We start from the raw sequence: 19901 nt of genomic DNA, 5'->3' as shown, positions 1-19901 counted from the left end.
GTCCGCGTACGCCCAGTACGCGGACGCCCCTCCGCCTTTCGATGCACCGCACCAGACGCCGCGGCCCCCGCCCTTCGGGCGGACGACGCTACTTTCGAAACACGCCCTCGTCCGCCCCGGCACCGCTGTGTCCGGCAACGTTCAGCGGGCGGCCGTGGCCGGAGGCGCGCTCGTCGTGCTCGGTTCCGCGGGGCGTGTCCCGCCCCTGCCGGTGACCTTGACGAAGCGCGAGAATGGCGACGCGGGGGCAGTGCGCAGGGGATCGTGGAGGTGCTGGTGGGAGTGCGGGCCCGGATCTCGGACGAGCTCAAGGCGACCGTGCACGGCGGGGACCTCAAACTGGAACGGTACGAGGGTCCGGCCGGTGATCCCGGGCTGCTCGGGATCACCCCGGGCGATCCGGCCTGGCGGGTGCACGGACATCCGACCGGCATGCTGACCGGCGGGTTCGCCGCGCTGATGCTCCAGTCACTGCACCCTCTGGCCATGGCCGGGGTCCAGCAGTACTCGGATTTCCGGTCCGACCCGGTCGGCCGGCTCATCGGCACCGCGCGGTTCGTCACGACGACGACCTTCGGGTCCGTGTCGGCCGCGCACGAGGCCATCGCCCTGGTCCGCCGGATCCACACCCGGGTGAACGGCACCGCCCCGGACGGCCGGCCGTACCGCGCGGACGACCCCGAGCTGCTGACCTGGGTGCACACCGCGGAGGTGAGCAGCTTCCTGGCCGGCTACCAGACGTACGCACCACGGCCGGCCCGGCTCACACCCGACGAGTGCGACGCGTACTACCGTCAGGTCGTCCCGGTCGCCGAGGCGCTGGGCGCGGAGAAGGTGCCCGGCAGCGTACGGGAGGTCGAGCGCTACCTGGCCCGGATACGCCCCCGACTGTGTGCCACACCGGCCGCGCTGGACTCCGTGCGGTTTCTGCGCGGCTTCGGCCGTACGGGACGGGAGCGGCTGGTCGTGGGCGTGCTGATGAACGCCTCCGTCGGGCTCCTTCCCGACTGGGCACAGGCCGAACTCCGTATGCACCGTCCGGCGGCGGTCCGCCGCTGCTGGGATCGGCCGACGGCCACACTGGTCGGCCGCACGCTCGAGTGGGCGCGCGGTCCGTCCGAGATCCTTGCCGCCGCGCAGCGCCGTACGACCGCGCCGCCGGTGGACGAGTGACAAAGCGCGCGGACCGGGTGCCCGGCCGCCTCTGCACGGCCCGGCTCTGGCCGGGCCGGATCATGGCGTGCTACGAAGGGGCATGCCTGTACACGAGCGAAGCCACGGCCACGAGGGCCACGAGGGATACGACGCCGTGATCGTCGGCGGGGGCCACAACGGGCTGGTCGCCGCCGCCTATCTGGCCCGGGCCGGACGTTCCGTGCTGGTGCTCGAACGGCTGGACCACACCGGGGGCGCCGCCGTGTCCACCCGGCCGTTCGCCGGGGTCGACGCCCGGCTGTCGCGCTACTCGTACCTGGTCAGCCTGTTGCCGCGGAAGATCGTCCGGGATCTGGACCTGGACTTCCGGGTGCGCGGGCGCACCGTGTCCTCGTACACCCCCGTCGAACGCGGCGGGCGCCCCACCGGCCTTCTCGTCGGCGGCGGAGACCGGCGCACCCGGGAGGCGTTCGCCCGGCTGACCGGATCCGACCGTGAGTACGAGGCCTGGCAGCGCTTCTACGGGATGACCGGACAGGTTGCCGAGCGGGTGTTCCCCACGCTCACCGAGCCGCTGCCCACCCGGGACGAACTGCGCCGTCGTATCGACGACGAGGAGGCGTGGCGGGTGCTGTTCGAGGAACCGATCGGCGCCGCCGTGGAGCGGTACTTCGCCGACGACCTGGTCCGCGGGGTCGTGCTGACCGACGCGCTCATCGGCACCTTCGCCGACGCCCACGAGCCCTCGCTGCGGCAGAACCGTTGCTTCGTCTACCACGTGATCGGCGGCGGTACGGGCGCCTGGGACGTCCCGGTCGGCGGCATGGGCGCGCTGACCGACGCGCTGGCCGCGACCGCGCGGGCCGCCGGCGTGGTGATCGCCACCGGGCACGAGGTGGTCGGCATCGAGAGCGACGGGCGCACCGCGGAGGTCGCGTTCCGCACCGCGGACGGCGACGGCACGGTCTTTGCCCGGCACGTCCTGGTGAACGCGTCGCCGCAGGAGTTGGCCCGGCTCACCGGCGACACTCCGCCCGCCCCGGCCGAGGGTGCCCAGCTCAAGGTGAACATGCTGCTCAAGCGACTGCCCGCGCTGCGCGACCCGGAGGTCGATCCGCGCGAGGCCTTCTCGGGGACCTTCCATATCGCCGAGGGATACGAGCAGTTGGCCACCGCGCACGCCCAGGCGGCCGCGGGCGCGCTGCCCGCCGCGCCGCCCTCGGAGATCTACTGCCACTCGCTCACCGACCCGACCATCCTCGGCCCCGAGCTCGTCGAGCGGGGCTACCAGACCCTCACTCTCTTCGGTCTGCACACCCCCGCGCGGCTCTTCGAGCGCGACAACGACGGTGTGCGGGAGGAGTTGCTGAAGTCGACGCTCGCCCAACTGGACGCCCAGCTTGCCGAGCCCCTGGAGGACTGTCTGGCCAGGGACGCGGACGGACGCCCCTGCATCGAGGCGAGGACGCCGCTCGACCTGGAACGGGATCTGCGGCTGCCCGGCGGCAACATCTTCCACCGCGAGCTGGCCTGGCCGTACGCCCAGGAGGGCACGGGACGCTGGGGCGTGGAGACCCGCCATGCCAACGTCCTGCTGTGCGGCGCGGGCGCGGTGCGCGGCGGCGGGGTGAGCGGGGTGCCGGGGCACAACGCGGCGATGGCGGTCCTCGAAGACCTCGGGGGCGGCGCACGGGGGCAGATCTGACAGAGATCTGACGGAGTATCAGAAACAGTCTTCCCTCCTTCCGGTGGCTGCGGCATCCTGCGCCCATGCAGACGGAGCTGAGCAAGCAACTCGGCGTGGAACACGCCCTCTTCGGCTTCACGCCGTTCCCCGCAGTCGCCGCCGCCGTCAGCAGGGCGGGCGGCTTCGGAGTGCTCGGCGCGGTCCGCTACACCGCCCCCGACGAACTGAAGCGCGACCTCGACTGGATCGAGGCCCACGTGGACGGCCGGCCCTACGGCCTCGACGTGGTCATGCCCGCGAAGAAGGTCGAAGGTGTCACGGAGGCCGACGTCGAGGCGATGATCCCGGAAGGGCACCGCCAGTTCGTCAAGAACACCCTCGCCGCGTACGGGGTGCCGGAACTCACCGAGGGCGAGGCCTCCGGGTGGCGGATCACCGGCTGGATGGAGCAAGTGGCCCGCACCCAGCTCGATGTCGCCTTCGACTACCCGATCAAGCTGCTCGCCAACGCCCTCGGTTCCCCGCCCGCCGACGTCGTCGCCCGCGCCCACGACAAGGGGGTCCTGGTCGCCGCCCTCGCCGGCAGTGCCCGGCACGCCCGCAAGCACCGGGACTGCGGCATCGACATCGTCGTCGCCCAGGGATACGAGGCGGGCGGCCACACCGGAGAGATCGCCACGATGGTGCTCACTCCCGAGGTCGTCGAGGCGGTCGACCCGCTGCCGGTCCTGGCGGCGGGCGGTATCGGCAGCGGAGAACAGGCGGCCGCCGCGCTCGCGCTCGGCGCGCAGGGGGTCTGGCTGGGGTCGGTCTGGCTGACCACCACGGAGGCCGAACTCCCCTCGCCCGTCCTCGTCCGCAAGCTCCTCGCCGCGGGTTCAGGCGACACGGTCCGCTCACGGGCGCTGACCGGAAAACCGGCCCGGCAGCTGCGTACCGCGTGGACCGACGCCTGGGACGCCCCCGACGGGCCCGGCGCCCTGCCCATGCCGTTGCAGGGACTGCTCGTGGCCGAGGCGGTCACTCGCATCCAGAAGTACGGGGTGGAGCCCCTGCTCGGCACGCCGGTCGGTCAGATCGTCGGCCGGATGACCGGCGAACGCAGCGTCCAGGCCGTCGTCGACGACCTCACCCGCGGATTCGAGCGGGCCGTCGACCGTATCAACCGGATCGCCGGAAGGAGCCAGCAATGAGCCAGACCGCCCCCGGTTTCTGGGCCCAGGCAGCGGCGGACCCCGAGCGTGTCGTTCTCGTCGCCCCCGACGGGGAGGAGTGGACCGCCTGGCGGCTGCTGGCCTCGGCTCACCAGCTGGTGCACGGACTGCGCGCCGCGGGACTCGAACGCGGCGACTCCTTCGCCATCGTGCTGCCCAACAGTGTCGAGTTCCTCACCGCCTATCTGGCCGCCACCGAGGCCGGGCTCTATCTGGTGCCCGTCAACCACCACCTCGTCGGGCCCGAGATCGCCTGGATCGTCGCCGACTCCGGCGCCAAGGTGCTGATCGCACACGAACGGTTCGCCGACGCGGCCCGCCGTGCCGCCGACCAGGCGGAGCTGCCGGCCGGCCGCCGGTACGCGGTCGGCGAGGCGGAAGGCTTCCGGCCGTACGCCGAACTCCTCGCCGGACAGCCCGACTCGGCGCCCGAGGGACGCACCCTCGGCTGGGTCATGAACTACACCTCGGGCACCACGGGCCGCCCGCGCGGCATCCGCCGGCCGCTGCCCGGCAAACCCCCCGAGGAGGCCTACCTCGGAGGCTTCCTCGGCATCTTCGGCATCAGGCCCTACGACGACAACGTCCACCTCGTCTGCTCGCCGCTCTACCACACGGCCGTACTCCAGTTCGCGGGCGCGTCCCTGCACCTCGGGCACCGGCTGGTGGTGATGGACCGGTGGACGCCTCAGGAGATGCTCCGTCTCATCGACACCCACGCGTGCACACACACGCATATGGTGCCGACCCAGTTCCACCGCCTTCTCGCCCTCCCCGACGCGGTGAAGGAGCGCTACGACGTCTCCTCCATGCGGCACGCCATCCACGGCGCCGCGCCCTGCCCCGACCATGTGAAGCGGGCGATGATCGAGTGGTGGGGCGACTGCGTCGAGGAGTACTACGCGGCGAGCGAGGGCGGCGGCGCCTTCGCGACCGCCGAGGACTGGCTCAAGAAGCCGGGCACCGTCGGCAAGGCGTGGCCCATCAGCGAACTGGCGATCTTCGACGACGACGGGAACCGGCTGCCTCCCGGTGAACTCGGCACCGTCTACATGAAGATGAGCACCGGCGGGTTCTCGTACCACAAGGACGAGACCAAGACGAGGAAGAACCGGATCGGCGACTTCTTCACCGTCGGCGACCTCGGCTGTCTCGACGAGGACGGCTATCTCTTCCTGCGCGACCGCAAGATCGACCTGATCATCTCCGGCGGGGTCAACATCTATCCGGCCGAGATCGAGGCCGCCCTGCTGGGACACCCCGCGGTGGCCGACGCCGCCGCCTTCGGGATCCCGCACGACGACTGGGGCGAGGAGGTGAAGGCGGTCGTCGAACCCGCTCCCGGCCGTCAGCCGGGCCCCGCCCTCGCCGCGGACCTGCTCGACCACTGCGCCCGGCGACTCGCCGGCTACAAGCGGCCCAAGAGTGTCGACTTCATCGAGTCGATGCCCCGCGACCCCAACGGCAAGCTGTACAAGCGCCGGCTGCGCGCACCCTACTGGGAGGACCGCGCCCGCCCGTTGTGAGCCGGGGTCAGGCCTCCGGGGCGGCGACGATGCGCCACTGACCGACCTCCCGGTAGTCCGAGTCGTGGACGGCCGCGCCGTCGCCGGGCTTCAGGGCGTAGTGGCCGAGGTTGCCGCCCCAGTACCGCAGGATGCGCCCCAATTCCCGTACGGCTTCCTCCGTGGACCACCCGTCAGCCATGTCGACGTCGAGCTGAAACCTCATGTGCCCCGCCTTCCCCTCATGAACGTGTTCGGCCCGGCCCGTCCGGGCGCGATCCGCGGTATCAATTGTTTCATTCAAGTGCTACAAGGGACTTCGACGTCCCTCACCGCAGGTCGTCTCCGCTGAATGCCGGAAAAGTCTCAACCGAGGGTGAGGCGCCGGGTCCTTTTCCGGACCAAGGAAACGGTCAAGGCCGGGTGAGTTTGGCGGCCACGGCATCGAGGACCCAGTCCAGGCCGGTCGCGAAGGATGCCTCGGCGTCCACGTCCGTGCCGTCGTACACGGCCCTGGCCAGCGCCGGGAAGCGGCCCGTGGCCAACATCCTCGTCACATGCGGGCCGGAGGCACGCTGCCAGTCGCGCTTGGACAGGCCCGTGGCGCGCTCGGCCCGCAGGTTCGCGATCTCGCGCCTGATCGCACCGGTGAAGTAGGCGCTGACGGTCTCCACAGCGCGCATGACGGTGTCGACGTCGGCGAGGCCGTCGAGGGCGGCCAGCGTGGCCTCGGTCACGGCGAGACCGTTCGGGCCCAGGGTCGGGCGGCCGCCGAGCAGGTCGGCCAGCCATTCGTGACGGAGAGCGGCCTGCCTGGTGCGATGGGCGAGGATCCGCAGCGCCTCCCGCCAGTCACCGGGCTGCTCCTCGGGGAGAATCTCGGCGTGGACCTCGTCCACCATGAGGTCGAACAGCTCCTGCTTGGTGGAGATGTATCCGTACAGCCGCATGGGGCCGGCGTTCAGCCGGGCGGCGACCTTGCGCAACGACACCGCCTCCAGCCCGCCCTCGTCGGCCAGCGCGATGGCGGCGGCGACGATCCGCTCCCGGTCGAGCGGCACGGGGCGAGTCGGCGGCTCCGGCCGGTCCCACACAGTCATGGTCACACCGTTCTGTTGCGATGCAGCGCAATGGAGAAATACAGTGTATCGCCATGAGACATCGTATCGCCGTGGTCGGGAGCGGCCCCGCCGGCCTTACCTTCGCCCGCGTCCTGCACCGCCATGGCCACCCCGTCGCCGTCCTCGAACGCGATCCCGCCCCCGACGCCCGCCCCCCGGGCGGCACGCTGGACCTGCACGAAGGGTTGGGCCAGCTCGCGCTGGACAAGGCGGGGCTGCTGGCGGAGTTCCAGGCGCTGTCTCGTTCCGAGGGGCAGGCCATGCGCATCCTGGACGCGGACGGGACCGTCCTGCGCGACTGGCGGCCCCGTCCTGATGACCGGGCCAATCCCGAGATCGACCGCGGGCACCTCCGTGACCTGCTGCTCGGCCCTCTCGCGGTCCAGTGGGGCCGGGGCGTGACGCAGGTGGCGCCGGGGACCCGGGATGGCGTACGGGTCCATTTCGCGGACGGGCGACAGGAGACGTTCGACCTCGTGGTCGGCGCGGACGGCGCCTGGTCCCGGGTCCGCCCGGCCCTCTCGTCGGTGACGCCGCACTACACCGGCGTCACCTCGATCGAGACCTCCCTCGACGACGTCGACAGCCGCCACCCTGACCTCGCCCGGTTGATCGGCGACGGTTCCATGGCTGTGTACGGCGTGAACCGAAGCCTCGTCGCCCAGCGCAACAGCGGCGGCCACGTGAAGGTGTACACCAAATTCCGCGCGCCGCTGGACTGGCACACGAACCTGGACCTGGGCGACGTCGAGGCCGTGCGATCGAGCCTGCTGGCTCTGTTCGACGGCTGGGCCGCTCCCGTCCTCGACCTCCTCCGCAACGGCACCGCTTTCGTCCACCGCCCCTTCTACGTCCTGCCCGTGTCCCACACCTGGACCCACGTCTCCGGGGTGACGCTCCTGGGCGACGCCGCCCATCTGATGCCCCCGCTGGGGGCGGGCGCGAACCTCGCGATGCTGGAGGGCGCCGAACTCGCCGAGTCCATCGCCACCGGCCCTGGAGATCTGGACGAGGCCGTCCGCGCCTTCGAGGAACAGATGTGGGCACGGGCCGGCAGATGGGCGAAGATCACGACGGCCGGTCTGGAACGCCTCGTGAGCCCGGACCCCGCCGAAGCCCTCGCCCTCTTCGACCAAGTCCAGCCATCCTGACTGCCAAGTGCGGCGAATCCAGATGAACGCCTCCGGGCTGGCCGGCAGCCGCTGCTCGGCGAGCGTGCCCTTGCGCGCGACCCGCACGAACTGGTCACCCCGGTCGAGATCGACCCCGCGCACGCCCAGCGGTTCCGCGGCGCGGGCGCCGTTGCCGACGGCCAGGGCCAGGAAACGATTTCGCCGCGCCCCTGGTCATCTGCGGTGCGACCGAAAAGCCGTGGACGGTGCGGGCCGGGTAGAACACGGTGACCATCACTTCCCGAACGGGGATCACGGGGTCCCACGGGTCGCGCCTGGACCGGTCGACCAGATACAGCGTGGCGACACCGGTCCGGTGCGGGCCGGTCGGCGCCGGCAACCGCAGGGTCCGGCCGTTCACGGCCGAGGCCGGAGCGATGCCACCACCGCCCGCGAGCAGCAGCGCAGTTGCCAGCACGGCTGACTTGGTGACGGTCCACCTTGGAATCATGGCTCTGCCCTATGCCTCGTGATCGACGCCCTTGCGCCTTCCGGTGGCGCTTGAGTGAATGACGGGGGCGTGCCCCGAATGCTGACGTCCAAGGGGCGTGCGGGCGATGGTTCAGGCCCAGTCCGAAACGATGGCGAAGCACCGCTGGGGAGAGCAGTGATTCGGATTCACTTGACGGCCGCCAACTTGGCCCGGGTCCGGTTCGCGCCCCGTCCGGCCCCGCTGCAAGAGCTGAACGCTGCACTGATGATGATGTGCCACCCCCACGACGAGTTGCTCTTCGGCCGCTGGAGACGACGGCTGCTTCATTCCCTGCCGGTCACCGTTCTGCCGCTGGCGGATCTGGCCCCTGCGGCGGAGGCCCCCTGCTTCATCGACGAGTTCAGCGACACCCTGAAGGACGGATTGGAGAGCGTCCGAGCTTCAAGCCCGGACCTGGTCCGCTCCGAAATCGAGCGGGTGTATGCCAAGCGCACGTCCCTGGCTCCGCTGTGGATCCGCGATCTGCACCGAGGCGACGCCGATGCGTGGCAGCCCCTCCTCCGCGCCCAGCACCCGGCGTTCGAGACGGTCGTGCGACCCGTGTGGTCCCTGGTGCGACCTGCATCACGCGGAGTTCACCCGCCATGCGCTGACCGTGGCCGAGCGCGGCATCGGCGCCGCCCCGGCCCAGCTCGTCCCCGGCACCCGGCTTCACGAGGGCGGCTGGGAACTCAAGGCGCCCGGCGAGCGGGACATCACACTGCGCGGACACGGCGTGGTCCTCATGCCCACCTTCCACTGGACCGGCCATCCCCTCATCTCCCACCGACCCGACAGCCCCCTGTTCCTGACCTACTCCGCCGGTCCCGGTCTGCCGCTCCCGCCGACCGGGGCCGGCGGCACGGACGACGCGCTGGCCGGGGTGCTCGGGCGAACCCGCCACGACATATTGCTCCTGCTCGCAGAGGAACACTCCACGAGTGCGTTCGACAGCCGACAGCGGGGGAGGGGCATGGGGAACCGGCTGCGCGTCAGTGATCTGGCGCGAGCGGCAGGGATCTCGGTCCAGCAGGTCCGCAGCTATGTGGAGACAGGGGTGCTGCCTCCGGTCGAACGCACCCCGAGCGGCTACCGCGTCTTCACCGACGTACACGCCGAAGCCCTCGCCACCGCAAGGCAGTTGGCCGCGGGCCACGGCTGGGGGACCACCCGTCTCGTCCTGAGTGCCGTACACACCGCAGACCTGGAGACCGCACTGGCCGCGCTGGACGCGAGCCATGCCCTGCTGCACCGGGAGCGCGGCGAACTGGCGGCGGTCCGCGACGCCCTGAAGTCCGTCGTGACGGACCACACCATCCACCCGGGCACCGGGCACCGCCGGCTGCGTATCGGCCAGGTCGCCCGCGCCGTGGGCGTCAAACCACCGGTACTCAGGCTCTGGGAGAGCCGCGGTCTGCTGCGACCGGAGCGGGAGCCCTCCACCGGATACCGCCTCTACCCCCGCTCCGAGCAGATCGCCGCACACATCGTCGCGCTGCTGCGCCGGGCCCACCACCCGCTCGACACCATCGACGCGGTCCTGGAGGAACTGCGCACGAGCGGCAGCCCCGACCGCGTCCTCGAAGAACTGACCCACCGCGAACGGGACCTTTACCGCCGCAGCCTCCACCGGTTGCAGGCGTCCGCGGCCCTGCATGCCTATCTGCGGTACCTCGGGCTCGCCCATGACGCCCCCTGACGCCCCCGACGACAGGCTTGACCCGCGTCGCGTGCCGCCACGAGGATCGCGGCAGCAGCAAGTCAGGACGAAGGGGCGGTACATGACGGCGGGACGAAGCGTCACGGTCGACGGCACACTGCGGCGCAGCGCCCGGCGGACCCCCGAGCGGGTCGCGATCCGCTACGACGACCGGTCGTGGACCTACGCCGAACTCGACGACGCCGTCTCCCGGGCCGCCCGGGTCCTGCGCGAGAGCGGACTCGCCCCCGGGGACCGGGTCGGCGCCTACGGTCACAACTCCGACGCGTACCTGATCGGCTTCCTGGCCTGTGCCCGCGCCGGACTGGTGCATGTGCCGGTGAACCAGAACCTCACCGGCGACGACCTCGCCCACCTCGTCGAGCAGTCCGGCTGCGCCCTCGTCCTCGCCGATCCCGGCCTCGCCGGAAACCTTCCCGAAGGCGTGCGCGTGCAGCCGCTGCGGGACGCGGACGACTCCCTGCTCGACCGCCTCGCGGAGACCGAGCCGTACGACGGCGAGGAACCGCGCGGCGAGGACCTGGTGCAGCTGCTCTACACGTCCGGCACGACCGCGCTCCCCAAGGGCGCGATGATGACGCACCGGGCACTGGTGCACGAGTACCTCAGCGCGATCACCGCACTCGACCTGAGCGCGGGCGACCGGCCCGTGCACGCGCTGCCGCTCTACCACTCGGCGCAGATGCACGTCTTCCTGCTGCCCTCTCTCGCCGTCGGGGCGACGAACATCATCCTGGACGCGCCCGACGGCGACCGGCTCTTCGACCTGATCGAGACGGGCCACGCGGACAGCCTGTTCGCGCCGCCCACCGTGTGGATCGGTCTCGCGGGCCGCCGCGACTTCGCCACGCGCGACCTGAGCGGGCTGCGCAAGGCGTACTACGGCGCCTCGATCATGCCCGTACCCGTCCTGGAGCGGCTTCGGGAGCGGCTGCCGAAGCTCGCGTTCTACAACTGCTTCGGGCAGAGCGAGATCGGCCCGCTGGCCATGGTCCTCGCGCCCCATGAGCACAAGGGGCGGATGGACTCCTGCGGGCGCCCCGTGCTGTTCGTGGAGGCGAAGCTCGTCGACGAGTCCGGCAAGGACGTGCCCGACGGGGAGCGGGGCGAGATCGTCTACCGGTCACCGCAGTTGTGCGAGGGGTACTGGGACAAGCCCGAGGAGACCAGCGAGGCCTTCCGTGACGGCTGGTTCCACTCCGGCGATCTCGCGGTGCGGGACGCCGACGGCTACTTCACGATCGTCGACCGGGTCAAGGACATCATCAACTCCGGTGGCGTGCTGATCGCCTCGCGGCAGGTCGAGGACGCGCTGTACACCCATGAGCGGGTCGCCGAGGTCGCGGTGATCGGCCTGCCCGACGAGCGGTGGATCGAGGCCGTCACCGCGGTCGTCGTGCCGCGCGGCGAGGTGACCGAGAGCGAACTCCTCGCGCATGTGCGCGAGCAGCTCGCCTCCTTCAAGGCCCCCAAGCGGGTGCTGTTCGTGGACGAGCTGCCCCGCAACGCGAGCGGGAAGATCCTCAAGCGGGTGCTGCGGGACCGCTTCGCACGCGCCTGAGAGGGATCAGCGCCGCCGCAGATCCACGATCCGCCGGATCTTGCCCACCGACCGCTCCAGCGACTCCGGCTCGACGATCTCCACGCCGACCGAGACGCCGATCCCGTCCTTCACGGCCGTGGCGATGGCGAGCGCCGCCGCGTCGCGCTGTTCGGGGGTGGCACCGGCCCGGGCCTCGGCCCGCACCGTCAGCGCGTCGAGCCGCCCCTCGCGGGTGAGCCGGAGCTGGAAGTGCGGCGCCACCCCGGGGGTGCGCAGCACGATCTCCTCGATCTGGGTGGGGAAGAGGTTGACCCCGCGCAGGATGACCATGTCATCGCTGCGGCCGGTGATCTTCTCCATGCGGCGGAAGGGCCGGGCCGTGCCGGGCAGCAGGCGCGTCAGGTCCCGGGTCCGATAGCGGATGACGGGCATGGCCTCCTTGGTGAGGGAGGTGAACACCAGCTCGCCCTCCTCGCCGTCGGGCAGCACCTCGCCGGTGAGGGGGTCGACGATCTCGGGGTAGAAGTGGTCCTCCCACACATGCAGGCCGTCCTTGGTCTCGACGCACTCCTGCGCCACGCCAGGTCCGATCACCTCCGACAGCCCGTAGATGTCTACGGCGTCGATCGCGAACCGCTCCTCGATCTCGCGCCGCATCTCCTCGGTCCATGGCTCGGCGCCGAAGATCCCGACCCGTAGGGAGGTGGTGCGCGGGTCGACGCCCTGGCGCTCGAACTCGTCGAGGAGGGTCAGCATGTACGACGGGGTCACCATGATGACGCCCGGCCTCAGATCCTGGATCAGCTGTACCTGGCGCGCCGTCATGCCGCCGGACGCGGGGATCACCGTACAGCCGAGACGTTCGGCGCCGTAGTGGGCGCCGAGGCCGCCGGTGAACAGGCCGTAGCCGTACGCCACGTGCACCGTGTCGCCGGGGCGTCCGCCCGCCGCGCGGATCGACCGGGCCACCATGTCCGCCCACAGCGAGAGGTCGCCGTCGGTGTACCCGACGACGGTGGGGTGCCCGGTGGTGCCGCTGGAGGCGTGGAGCCGCCGGATCCGTTCGCGGGGCACGGCGAACATCCCGTACGGGTAGTTCTCCCGCAGGTCGGTCTTCGCGGTGAACGGGAACCGGGCGAGATCGGCGAGCGTCCGGCAGTCGTCCGGGTGGACGCCTGCCTTGTCGAAGGCGTCCCGGTAGAAGGGGACGTGCGCGTACGCGTGCCGCAGCGAGGCCCGCAACCGCTCCAGCTGCAGGTCCCGCAGCGCTTCCGGATCGAGCCGTTCCCCCGCGTCCAGCAGGTCGTGCGCGTTCGCCATGAGGGCGTCTCCCTCGCCAATCACACCATTCCGGGCGACCGATCATTCGGTCGGATCTTGTGGGGATCAGTAATCCAGCTCGTCGGCCCGAAGGCAAGGGGCCGGTTGGAACTTTCCGGCGGCACGTCCGTGTCGGGAAACATACTCCGGAACCGCATTGCCCCCGGGCTCGCCCGCCACCATGATCGGTACATGTCGACCTTCGATGCGTACGACGGGACCAGACTCACGTACCACCTGCGCGGACAGGGCGAGCCGCTCGTCGTGCTGCCCGGTGGGCCCATGCGGGCGTCCGCCTATTTCGGGGACCTCGGCGGACTCGCCGCCCGGCGCCGGCTGGTGCTGCTCGATCTGCGCGGGACCGGTGACTCCGCGACGCCGGCGGATCCCGGGACGTACCGGTGCGACCGGCTCGTCGACGACGTGGAGGCGCTCCGCACGCATCTCGGGCTGGAGCGCATCGACATCCTCGCGCACTCGGCGGGCGGGAGCCTCGCTCTGCGCTACGCGGCGCGGTACCCCGAGCGCGTCTCCCGACTGGCCCTGATCACCGCGATCCCGTGGGCCCTGGGGATGCGCGCCACCCCCGAGCAGCGGCTCGCGGCGGCCCGGCTGCGCAAGGACGAGCCCTGGTTCGAGGACGCTTTCCCGGCGTTCCGGGCCTGGCTGGCAGCAGAGGGCGAGTACGACCCCGCCTTCGTGCCGTTCTTCTACGGGCGCTGGGACGCGGTGGCCCAGGCCCACGCGGCAGCCGACGTGGAGCAGACCAACGAGGCGGCGGCCGACGTCTACCACTCCGAGGGCGCCTACGATCCGCCCGCGACCGGAGCGGCACTCGCCGGTCTGACCGCGCCGGTCCTCGTGTACGCGGGCGAGGTCGACGGCGGTCCCACGCCCGAACTGGCCCGCCGGGTGGCCGGCTTCGTCCCGAACGCCGAGTTCTTCGTCCAGCCCGCCGGGGGCCACTACCCGTGGCTGGACGATCCGGAGCGGTTCACCGCCCGGGTCGGCGACTTCTTCAGCCGATGACGCGTGACGCGTGACGGGTGACGGGTGACGCGTGACGGATGACAGGCGCGAATCCCGCGGAGGCGGCCGGGCGCCGCTGCCGCCGGAGCCCGGCCGCGGGGGCTCAGCCGGCCTCCGCCGCCACCTCCCTGGCCCAGCGGTAGTCCGCCTTCCCGCTGGGCGAACGGCGGACGGTGTCGGTGAGCACCAGCTGACGGGGGACCTTGTAGCCCGCCAGACGTGACCGGCAGTGGGCCTGGACGTCCTCCAGGGACAGCCGCGGCGCCCCCTCGCGCAGTTGCACCACCGCCGCCACACGGTTGCCCCAGGTCGCGTCCGGCACCCCCGCGACCAGTGCGTCGTAGACGTCCGGATGCGCCTTGAGGGTCTGTTCGACCTCCTCCGGATACACCTTCTCGCCGCCGGTGTTGATGCACTGCGAGCCGCGCCCGAGGACCGTGACGACGCCCTCGTCGTCGACCGTCGCCATGTCGCCGAGCAGCACCCACCGCTCGCCGTCCTTCCGGAAGAACGTCTCCGCGGTCTTCGCCGGGTCGTTGTAGTAGCCGAGGGGCACATGTCCCCGCTGGGCGATACGGCCCGGCTGTCCCGCCGCGACCGGTTCCCGGGTGACCGGATCCACCACCCGCGTACGGGAGTTGACCCGGACCCTGAAGCCCCTCTCCGGGCCCGAGTCGCCGGTCGCGGTGCCGTTGAAGCCCGACTCCGAGGATCCGAAGTTGTTGAGCAGGAGCGCGTTCGGCACGAGTTCCTGGAACCGCGCGCGCACGGTGTCCGACATGATCGCCCCGGATGACGACACACTGAACAGCGACGAGCAGTCCGTCCCCTTCATGGGCCCGCTCAGCGCGTCGATCAGCGGCCGCAGCATCGCGTCCCCCACCAGCGAGATACTGCTGACCCTCTCCCTCTCCACGGTCCGCAGGACCTCCACCGGGACGAACTTGCGGTGCAGCACGACCCGCTGGCCGAAGTTGAAACCGATGAACGCCGTGAGCGTGGAGGTGCCGTGCATCAGCGGGGGAGTCGGGAAGAAGGTGATGCCCTCCCCGCCGGCCTTGACCCGCTCGGCCAGCTCCGCCGGTCTCCGCACCGGCTCCCCGGTCGGAGCACCGCCGCCGAGCCCGGAGAAGAACAGGTCCTCCTGCCGCCACATCACCCCCTTCGGCATCCCGGTCGTGCCGCCGGTGTAGATGATGAACTGGTCGTCTCCCGATCGGGGCGGGAACCCGCGCTCCGGCGATCCGGCTGCCTCGGCCTCGGTGAACTCCAGGGCGGACAGCGGGGCGGCACCCGGCGCCGCGGCCCCCACCCGCAGTATCCGCCGCAGCCCCGGGACCTGGGGCAGTGCCGCCGCCACCCGGTCGGTGAACTCCGCGTCGAAGGCCAGCGCCACCAGGTCGGCGTCCCGGTAGAGATAGACCAACTCCTCTTCCACATAGCGGTAGTTGACATTGACTGGCACGATGCGCGCCTTCAGGCAGCCCAGCACCGTCTGCAGGTACTCCACCCCGTTGTACAGATGCAGCCCGAGGTGCTCCCCGGGCCGTATCCCGGCGTCGAGCAGATGGTGCCCGATACGGTTGGCCGCCGCGTCCAGGTCCGCGTAGGTGAGCCGGCGCTCCGCTCCCGTGCCCGGGTGGTCGACGTAGAGGAGCGCCTCACGGTGCGGGACCACGTCGACGACCGACTCGAACAGGTCGGCAAGGTTGTACTCCACCGCTCCTCCTGTCCCCGGCGACGCTCGGCGAGGTAGGTCGCGTCCGTCGGTTCGCCGGTCATCAGAGCAAAGGCGGACGCACCTGTGAAGGCCCGTGGCCAAGAAATCTGACTGAGTGTCAGAAAAGGCTTGTCCTCACCGCGCGCCTCCTGCAACCTGTTCTCGTTCCGGAGACGGGAGGAAAGCGATGAGCGGGACGGAACACCTCACCGTGCAGCGCGAAGGCGCCACACTCGTGCTCACGCTCAACAGGCCGGAGGCCAAGAACGCGCTCTCGTTGCCGATGCTGGTGGGGCTCTACGACGGCTGGATCGAGGCCGACGGGGACGACCGGGTCCGCTCGATCGTGCTCACCGGAGCCGGCGGCTCCTTCTGTGCCGGCATGGACCTCAAGGCCCTGGCCGGCCGGGGGACGGAGGGACAGCGGTACCGGGACCGGCTCACCGCCGACCCGGATCTGCACTGGAAGGCGATGCTGCGCCACCACCGCCCCCGCAAACCGGTCGTCGCCGCCGTCGAGGGCCCCTGCGTCGCGGGCGGCACCGAGATCCTCCAGGGGACCGACATCCGGGTGGCCGGCGAGTCCGCGACCTTCGGGCTCTTCGAGGTCAGGCGCGGGCTGTTCCCCATCGGCGGCTCCACGGTCCGCCTTCCCCGCCAGATCCCCCGCACCCACGCCCTGGAGATGCTGCTGACCGGGCGCCCGTACTCGGCGTCCGAGGCCGCCGCCATCGGACTGGTCGGCCATGTCGTGCCCGAGGGCAGCGCCCTGGAGAGGGCCCTGGAGATCGCCGAGCGGATCAACGCCTGCGGGCCCCTCGCCGTCGAGGCCGTCAAGGCGTCCGTCTACGAGGCCGCCGAGCTGACGGAGACCGAGGGGCTCGCCGCCGAACTCAAGCGCGGATGGCCGGTCTTCGACACCGAGGACGCCAAGGAGGGCGCCCGCGCCTTCGCGGAGAAACGCCCGCCCGTCTACAGGCGCGCCTGACCGGCGGCAGACCCCAGCGGCAACCCAAGGAGACCCCCGGATGCCCTCAGCCCTCAAAGCCCCCCTCGTCGTCGAGTTCCCCTTCACTCGCTCCCTCGGCCCGGTACAGAGCGCCTTCCTCACCGGACTGCGGGAACGCGTCGTGCTCGGAGTGCGGACCGACGACGGCCGCACCCTGGTGCCACCGGTCGAGTACGACCCCGTCACCGCCGCGGAACTCCGTGACCTCGTCCAGGTCGCCCCCACCGGCACCGTCACCACCTGGGCCTGGAACCACGCGCCACGCCGCGGCCAGCCCCTCGACACCCCCTTCGCCTGGGTCCTGGTCCGGCTCGACGGGGCCGACACCGCCCTCCTGCACGCCCTGGACGCCCCCGGACCCGACGCCGTCCGCACCGGAATGAGGGTCCGCATCCGCTGGGCCGCCGAACGCCACGGCGCCATCACCGACATCACCTGCTTCGAGCCGTACGACGGCGACCCCGCCGAACCGGCCGGTCACCCCGGCACGTTCGAGAACCCCGTGACCGGCATCGTCGCCCCCGCCCGCCTCGACTACACCTACTCGCCCGGCCGCGCCCAGTCCGCCTACCTCGACGCCCTGTCCGGACAGCGCACCGTCGGCGAACGCTGCCCCTCCTGCCGCAAGGTGTACGTCCCGCCGAGGGGCGCCTGCCCCACCTGCGGCGTCGCCACCGCCGAACAGGTCGAAGTGGGGCCCCGCGGCACCGTCACCACCTTCTGCGTCGTCAACATCAAAGCGAAGAACCTCGACATCGAGGTGCCCTACGTCTACGCCCACATCGCGCTCGACGGCGCCGACCTCGCGCTGCACGGACGCATCGGCGGCATCCCCTACGACCAGGTCCGCATGGGCCTGCGCGTCGAGCCCGTATGGACCGAAGGGGCCCGTCACCCCGACCACTACCGGCCGACCGGCGAACCCGACGCGGACTACGACACCTACAAGGAGCTGCTGTGACACGCGAAGGCACCCCGAACCACCGGGAGATCGCCGTGGTCGCCTTCGCCCAGACCGACCACCGGCGCACCAGCGACGAGCTCTCCGAGGTGGAGATGCTCATGCCGGTCCTGCACGACGTCCTCGACCGGACCGGCCTGAAGACCGCCGACATCGACTTCACCTGCTCCGGCTCCAGTGACTATCTCGCGGGCCGCGCCTTCTCCTTCACGCTCGCCCTCGACGGAGTGGGAGCCTGGCCGCCCGTCTCCGAGTCCCATGTCGAGATGGACGGCGCGTGGGCGCTGTACGAGGCCTGGACCGAACTGCTCACGGGCGACGCCGACACCGCGCTCGTCTACGCGTACGGCAAGTCGTCGCCCGGATCCGTACGCGACGTCCTCACCCGTCAGCTCGACCCCTACTACCTGGCACCGCTGTGGCCGGACTCGGTGGCGCTCGCCGCCCTGCAGACCCAGGCGCTCATCGACGCGGGCGAGACCGACGAGACCGCACTCGCCCGGATCGCCGCCCGCGACCGCCGGGCCGCCACCGCCAACCCGCACGCCCAGCTGAGGGGTTCGGTGCCGCACGGGGACCCGGTCGTACGGCCCCTGCGCACCGGGGACTGCCCTCCGATCGGCGACGGCGCCGCCGCCGTGATCCTCGCGGCGGGCGAACGCGCCCGCGAGCTGTGCCGACGGCCCGCGTGGATCCGGGGCATCGACCACCGCGTCGAGGCCCATGCGCCCGGGGCGCGCGACCTGACCGACTCGCCGTCCGCACGACTCGCCGCCGAGCGGGCCGGCGCCTTCGAACGTCCCGTCGACACCGCCGAGTTGCACGCCCCGTTCACCGCCCAGCAGGTCATCCTGCGCATGGCACTGCGGCTCGGGCCGGACGTCACGGTCAACCCCTCGGGGGGAGCACTCGCCGCCAACCCGATGATGGCCGCCGGGCTGATCCGCATCGGCGAAGCCGCCGCCCGCATTCACCGCGGCGAATCCGACCGAGCCCTCGCCCACGCCACCTCCGGCCCGTGCCTGCAACAGAACCTGGTCGCCGTACTCGAAGGAGACCCGCGATGAGCAAGGAGCCCGTGGCCGTCACCGGCATCGGCCAGACCCGGCATGTCGCGGCGCGCCGAGACGTGTCGATCGCCGGGCTTGTCCGGGAGGCGGCCCGACGGGCCCTGGACGACGCCGAGTTGACCTGGTCCGACATCGACGCCGTGGTCATCGGGAAGGCCCCCGACTTCTTTGAGGGCGTCATGATGCCGGAGCTGTACCTCGCCGACGCCCTCGGCGCGGTCGGCAAGCCCATCCTGCGGGTGCACACGGCCGGATCGGTCGGCGGCTCCACCACGCTCGTCGCCGCGAAGCTCGTCGCGGCCCGCGTGCACGGCACAGTGCTGACCCTCGCGTACGAGAAGCAGTCCGAGTCCAACGCCATGTGGGGCCTGTCCCTGCCGATCCCCTTCCAGCAGCCGCTGCTGGCCGGCGCCGGCGGATTCTTCGCCCCGCATGTGCGTGCGTACATGCGACGCAGCGGCGCCCCCGACACCATCGGCTCCCTCGTCGCCTACAAGGACCGGCGCAACGCACTGAAGAACCCCTACGCACACCTCCACGAGCACGACATCACCCTGGAGAAGGTGCAGTCCTCGCCCATGCTGTGGGACCCGATCCGCTACTCGGAGACCTGCCCGTCCTCCGACGGTGCCTGCGCCATGGTGCTCACCGACCGCGCCGGAGCGGCCCGTTCGCCCCGGCCCCCCGCGTGGATGCTCGGCGGCGCGATGCGCAGCGAGCCGACCCTCTTCGCGGGCAAGGACTTCGTGTCACCGCAGGCCGGCAAGGACTGCGCCGCCGACGTCTACCGGCAGGCGGGCATCACCGACCCACGCCGGGACATCGACGCGGTGGAGATGTACGTGCCGTTCTCCTGGTACGAGCCGATGTGGCTGGAGAACCTCGGTTTCGCCGAGGAGGGCGAGGGCTGGAAGCTCACCGAGTCGGGCGTCACCGAACTCGACGGGGACCTGCCCGTCAACATGTCCGGCGGGGTCCTCTCCACCAATCCCATCGGGGCCTCCGGCATGATCCGCTTCGCCGAGGCGGCCCTCCAGGTGCGCGGCCAGGCCGGAGAACACCAGGTGGAGGGGGTGCACCGGGTGCTCGGGCACGCCTACGGCGGGGGGTCGCAGTTCTTCTCCATGTGGCTGGTCGGCGACCGGCCGCCCACCTCCTGAGGCCATCCCTCCACACGCTCTGTCGGCAGGGGGACACGATCGC

General features: G+C 71.4%; 16 protein-coding genes. 12 read left to right on the top strand and 4 right to left on the bottom strand.

Annotation, left to right across the window (positions count from 1 at the left end; genetic code table 11):
• Positions 1–264: 264 nt before the first annotated feature.
• The 4 genes from AB0L95_RS30740 to AB0L95_RS30725 all read left to right on the top strand — a co-directional run bounded on the left by AB0L95_RS30740 (position 265) and on the right by AB0L95_RS30725 (position 5582).
• On the top strand, positions 265–1173 hold the full coding sequence (locus tag AB0L95_RS30740; RefSeq protein WP_365167126.1) for an oxygenase MpaB family protein: 909 nt from the start codon (positions 265–267) through the stop codon (positions 1171–1173).
• A gap of 82 nt (positions 1174–1255) precedes the next feature.
• Complete coding sequence (locus AB0L95_RS30735) at positions 1256–2860, top strand: NAD(P)/FAD-dependent oxidoreductase (protein WP_365167124.1); 1605 nt, start codon at positions 1256–1258, stop codon at positions 2858–2860.
• Between the two features lie 65 nt (positions 2861–2925).
• Positions 2926–4035 carry a nitronate monooxygenase gene (locus AB0L95_RS30730; protein ID WP_365167121.1) on the top strand — a complete coding sequence of 370 codons (1110 nt, stop codon included), beginning with the start codon at positions 2926–2928 and terminating at the stop codon, positions 4033–4035.
• Positions 4032–5582, top strand: a complete 1551-nt coding sequence (locus AB0L95_RS30725) for an acyl-CoA synthetase (protein WP_365167117.1) — start codon at positions 4032–4034, stop codon at positions 5580–5582. The genes AB0L95_RS30730 and AB0L95_RS30725 overlap by 4 nt, the downstream gene beginning before the upstream one ends.
• Before the next feature lie 7 nt (positions 5583–5589).
• On the opposite strand, the gene AB0L95_RS30720 is transcribed toward AB0L95_RS30725, so the two are convergent.
• Both AB0L95_RS30720 and AB0L95_RS30715 read right to left on the bottom strand, forming a co-directional pair.
• A complete protein-coding gene (locus AB0L95_RS30720; RefSeq protein WP_365167114.1) occupies positions 5590–5787 on the bottom strand; it encodes a hypothetical protein in 198 nt (65 codons plus the stop codon).
• A gap of 187 nt (positions 5788–5974) precedes the next feature.
• Positions 5975–6661 carry a TetR/AcrR family transcriptional regulator C-terminal domain-containing protein gene (locus AB0L95_RS30715; RefSeq protein ID WP_365167111.1) on the bottom strand — a complete coding sequence of 229 codons (687 nt, stop codon included), beginning with the start codon at positions 6659–6661 and terminating at the stop codon, positions 5975–5977.
• Between the two features lie 53 nt (positions 6662–6714).
• On the opposite strand from AB0L95_RS30715, the gene AB0L95_RS30710 reads away from it, so the two are divergent.
• From AB0L95_RS30710 to AB0L95_RS30700, 3 genes are all read left to right on the top strand, one after another.
• Positions 6715–7833: an NAD(P)/FAD-dependent oxidoreductase gene (locus tag AB0L95_RS30710; RefSeq protein WP_365167109.1), complete on the top strand. Its 1119-nt coding sequence runs from the start codon at positions 6715–6717 to the stop codon at positions 7831–7833.
• A gap of 995 nt (positions 7834–8828) precedes the next feature.
• Positions 8829–10025, top strand: a complete 1197-nt coding sequence (locus tag AB0L95_RS30705) for a MerR family transcriptional regulator (RefSeq protein WP_365167106.1) — start codon at positions 8829–8831, stop codon at positions 10023–10025.
• Positions 10026–10107: 82 nt separating this feature from the next.
• A complete protein-coding gene (locus AB0L95_RS30700) occupies positions 10108–11607 on the top strand; it encodes an acyl-CoA synthetase (RefSeq protein WP_365167103.1) in 1500 nt (499 codons plus the stop codon).
• Between the two features lie 6 nt (positions 11608–11613).
• Here the strand turns inward: AB0L95_RS30700 and paaK are convergent, their stop codons facing one another.
• A complete protein-coding gene (gene paaK, locus AB0L95_RS30695; protein WP_365167100.1) occupies positions 11614–12909 on the bottom strand; it encodes a phenylacetate--CoA ligase PaaK in 1296 nt (431 codons plus the stop codon).
• Between the two features lie 192 nt (positions 12910–13101).
• On the opposite strand from paaK, the gene AB0L95_RS30690 reads away from it, so the two are divergent.
• Complete coding sequence (locus AB0L95_RS30690) at positions 13102–13938, top strand: alpha/beta hydrolase (protein ID WP_365167097.1); 837 nt, start codon at positions 13102–13104, stop codon at positions 13936–13938.
• A gap of 103 nt (positions 13939–14041) precedes the next feature.
• On the opposite strand, the gene AB0L95_RS30685 is transcribed toward AB0L95_RS30690, so the two are convergent.
• Complete coding sequence (locus tag AB0L95_RS30685; protein WP_365167095.1) at positions 14042–15658, bottom strand: acyl-CoA synthetase; 1617 nt, start codon at positions 15656–15658, stop codon at positions 14042–14044.
• Between the two features lie 187 nt (positions 15659–15845).
• Between AB0L95_RS30685 and AB0L95_RS30680 the strand changes: the two genes are divergently transcribed.
• The 4 genes from AB0L95_RS30680 to AB0L95_RS30665 are packed head-to-tail and all read left to right on the top strand — an operon-like array spanning position 15846 to position 19858.
• Positions 15846–16646: a crotonase/enoyl-CoA hydratase family protein gene (locus AB0L95_RS30680; protein WP_365167093.1), complete on the top strand. Its 801-nt coding sequence runs from the start codon at positions 15846–15848 to the stop codon at positions 16644–16646.
• Positions 16647–16686: 40 nt separating this feature from the next.
• A complete protein-coding gene (locus AB0L95_RS30675; RefSeq protein ID WP_365167090.1) occupies positions 16687–17628 on the top strand; it encodes an OB-fold domain-containing protein in 942 nt (313 codons plus the stop codon).
• A complete protein-coding gene (locus tag AB0L95_RS30670; protein ID WP_365167087.1) occupies positions 17625–18695 on the top strand; it encodes a thiolase domain-containing protein in 1071 nt (356 codons plus the stop codon). Before AB0L95_RS30675 ends, AB0L95_RS30670 begins: the two co-directional genes overlap by 4 nt.
• Complete coding sequence (locus AB0L95_RS30665) at positions 18692–19858, top strand: thiolase domain-containing protein (RefSeq protein WP_365167085.1); 1167 nt, start codon at positions 18692–18694, stop codon at positions 19856–19858. The genes AB0L95_RS30670 and AB0L95_RS30665 overlap by 4 nt, the downstream gene beginning before the upstream one ends.
• Positions 19859–19901 lie beyond the last annotated feature (43 nt).

The organism is Streptomyces sp. NPDC052036, assembly GCF_040680495.1.
Taxonomy (GTDB): Bacteria; Actinomycetota; Actinomycetes; order Streptomycetales; family Streptomycetaceae; genus Streptomyces.
Note: the sequence above shows the minus strand (reverse complement) of the source record. Positions and strands in the feature narration are given on the sequence as shown.

Excerpts from the sequence above, each read along its gene's own strand:
- AB0L95_RS30735 (WP_365167124.1), top strand. The coding sequence starts at position 1,256 with ATGCCTGTACACGAGCGAAGCCACGGCCACGAGGGCCACGAGGGATAC.
- AB0L95_RS30730 (WP_365167121.1), top strand. The coding sequence starts at position 2,926 with ATGCAGACGGAGCTGAGCAAGCAACTCGGCGTGGAACACGCCCTCTTC.
- AB0L95_RS30725 (WP_365167117.1), top strand. The coding sequence starts at position 4,032 with ATGAGCCAGACCGCCCCCGGTTTCTGGGCCCAGGCAGCGGCGGACCCC.
- AB0L95_RS30720 (WP_365167114.1), bottom strand. The coding sequence starts at position 5,787 with ATGAGGTTTCAGCTCGACGTCGACATGGCTGACGGGTGGTCCACGGAG.
- AB0L95_RS30715 (WP_365167111.1), bottom strand. The coding sequence starts at position 6,661 with ATGACTGTGTGGGACCGGCCGGAGCCGCCGACTCGCCCCGTGCCGCTC.
- AB0L95_RS30710 (WP_365167109.1), top strand. The coding sequence starts at position 6,715 with ATGAGACATCGTATCGCCGTGGTCGGGAGCGGCCCCGCCGGCCTTACC.
- AB0L95_RS30705 (WP_365167106.1), top strand. The coding sequence starts at position 8,829 with ATGCGTGGCAGCCCCTCCTCCGCGCCCAGCACCCGGCGTTCGAGACGG.
- AB0L95_RS30700 (WP_365167103.1), top strand. The coding sequence starts at position 10,108 with ATGACGGCGGGACGAAGCGTCACGGTCGACGGCACACTGCGGCGCAGC.
- paaK (WP_365167100.1), bottom strand. The coding sequence starts at position 12,909 with ATGGCGAACGCGCACGACCTGCTGGACGCGGGGGAACGGCTCGATCCG.
- AB0L95_RS30690 (WP_365167097.1), top strand. The coding sequence starts at position 13,102 with ATGTCGACCTTCGATGCGTACGACGGGACCAGACTCACGTACCACCTG.
- AB0L95_RS30680 (WP_365167093.1), top strand. The coding sequence starts at position 15,846 with ATGAGCGGGACGGAACACCTCACCGTGCAGCGCGAAGGCGCCACACTC.
- AB0L95_RS30675 (WP_365167090.1), top strand. The coding sequence starts at position 16,687 with ATGCCCTCAGCCCTCAAAGCCCCCCTCGTCGTCGAGTTCCCCTTCACT.
- AB0L95_RS30665 (WP_365167085.1), top strand. The coding sequence starts at position 18,692 with ATGAGCAAGGAGCCCGTGGCCGTCACCGGCATCGGCCAGACCCGGCAT.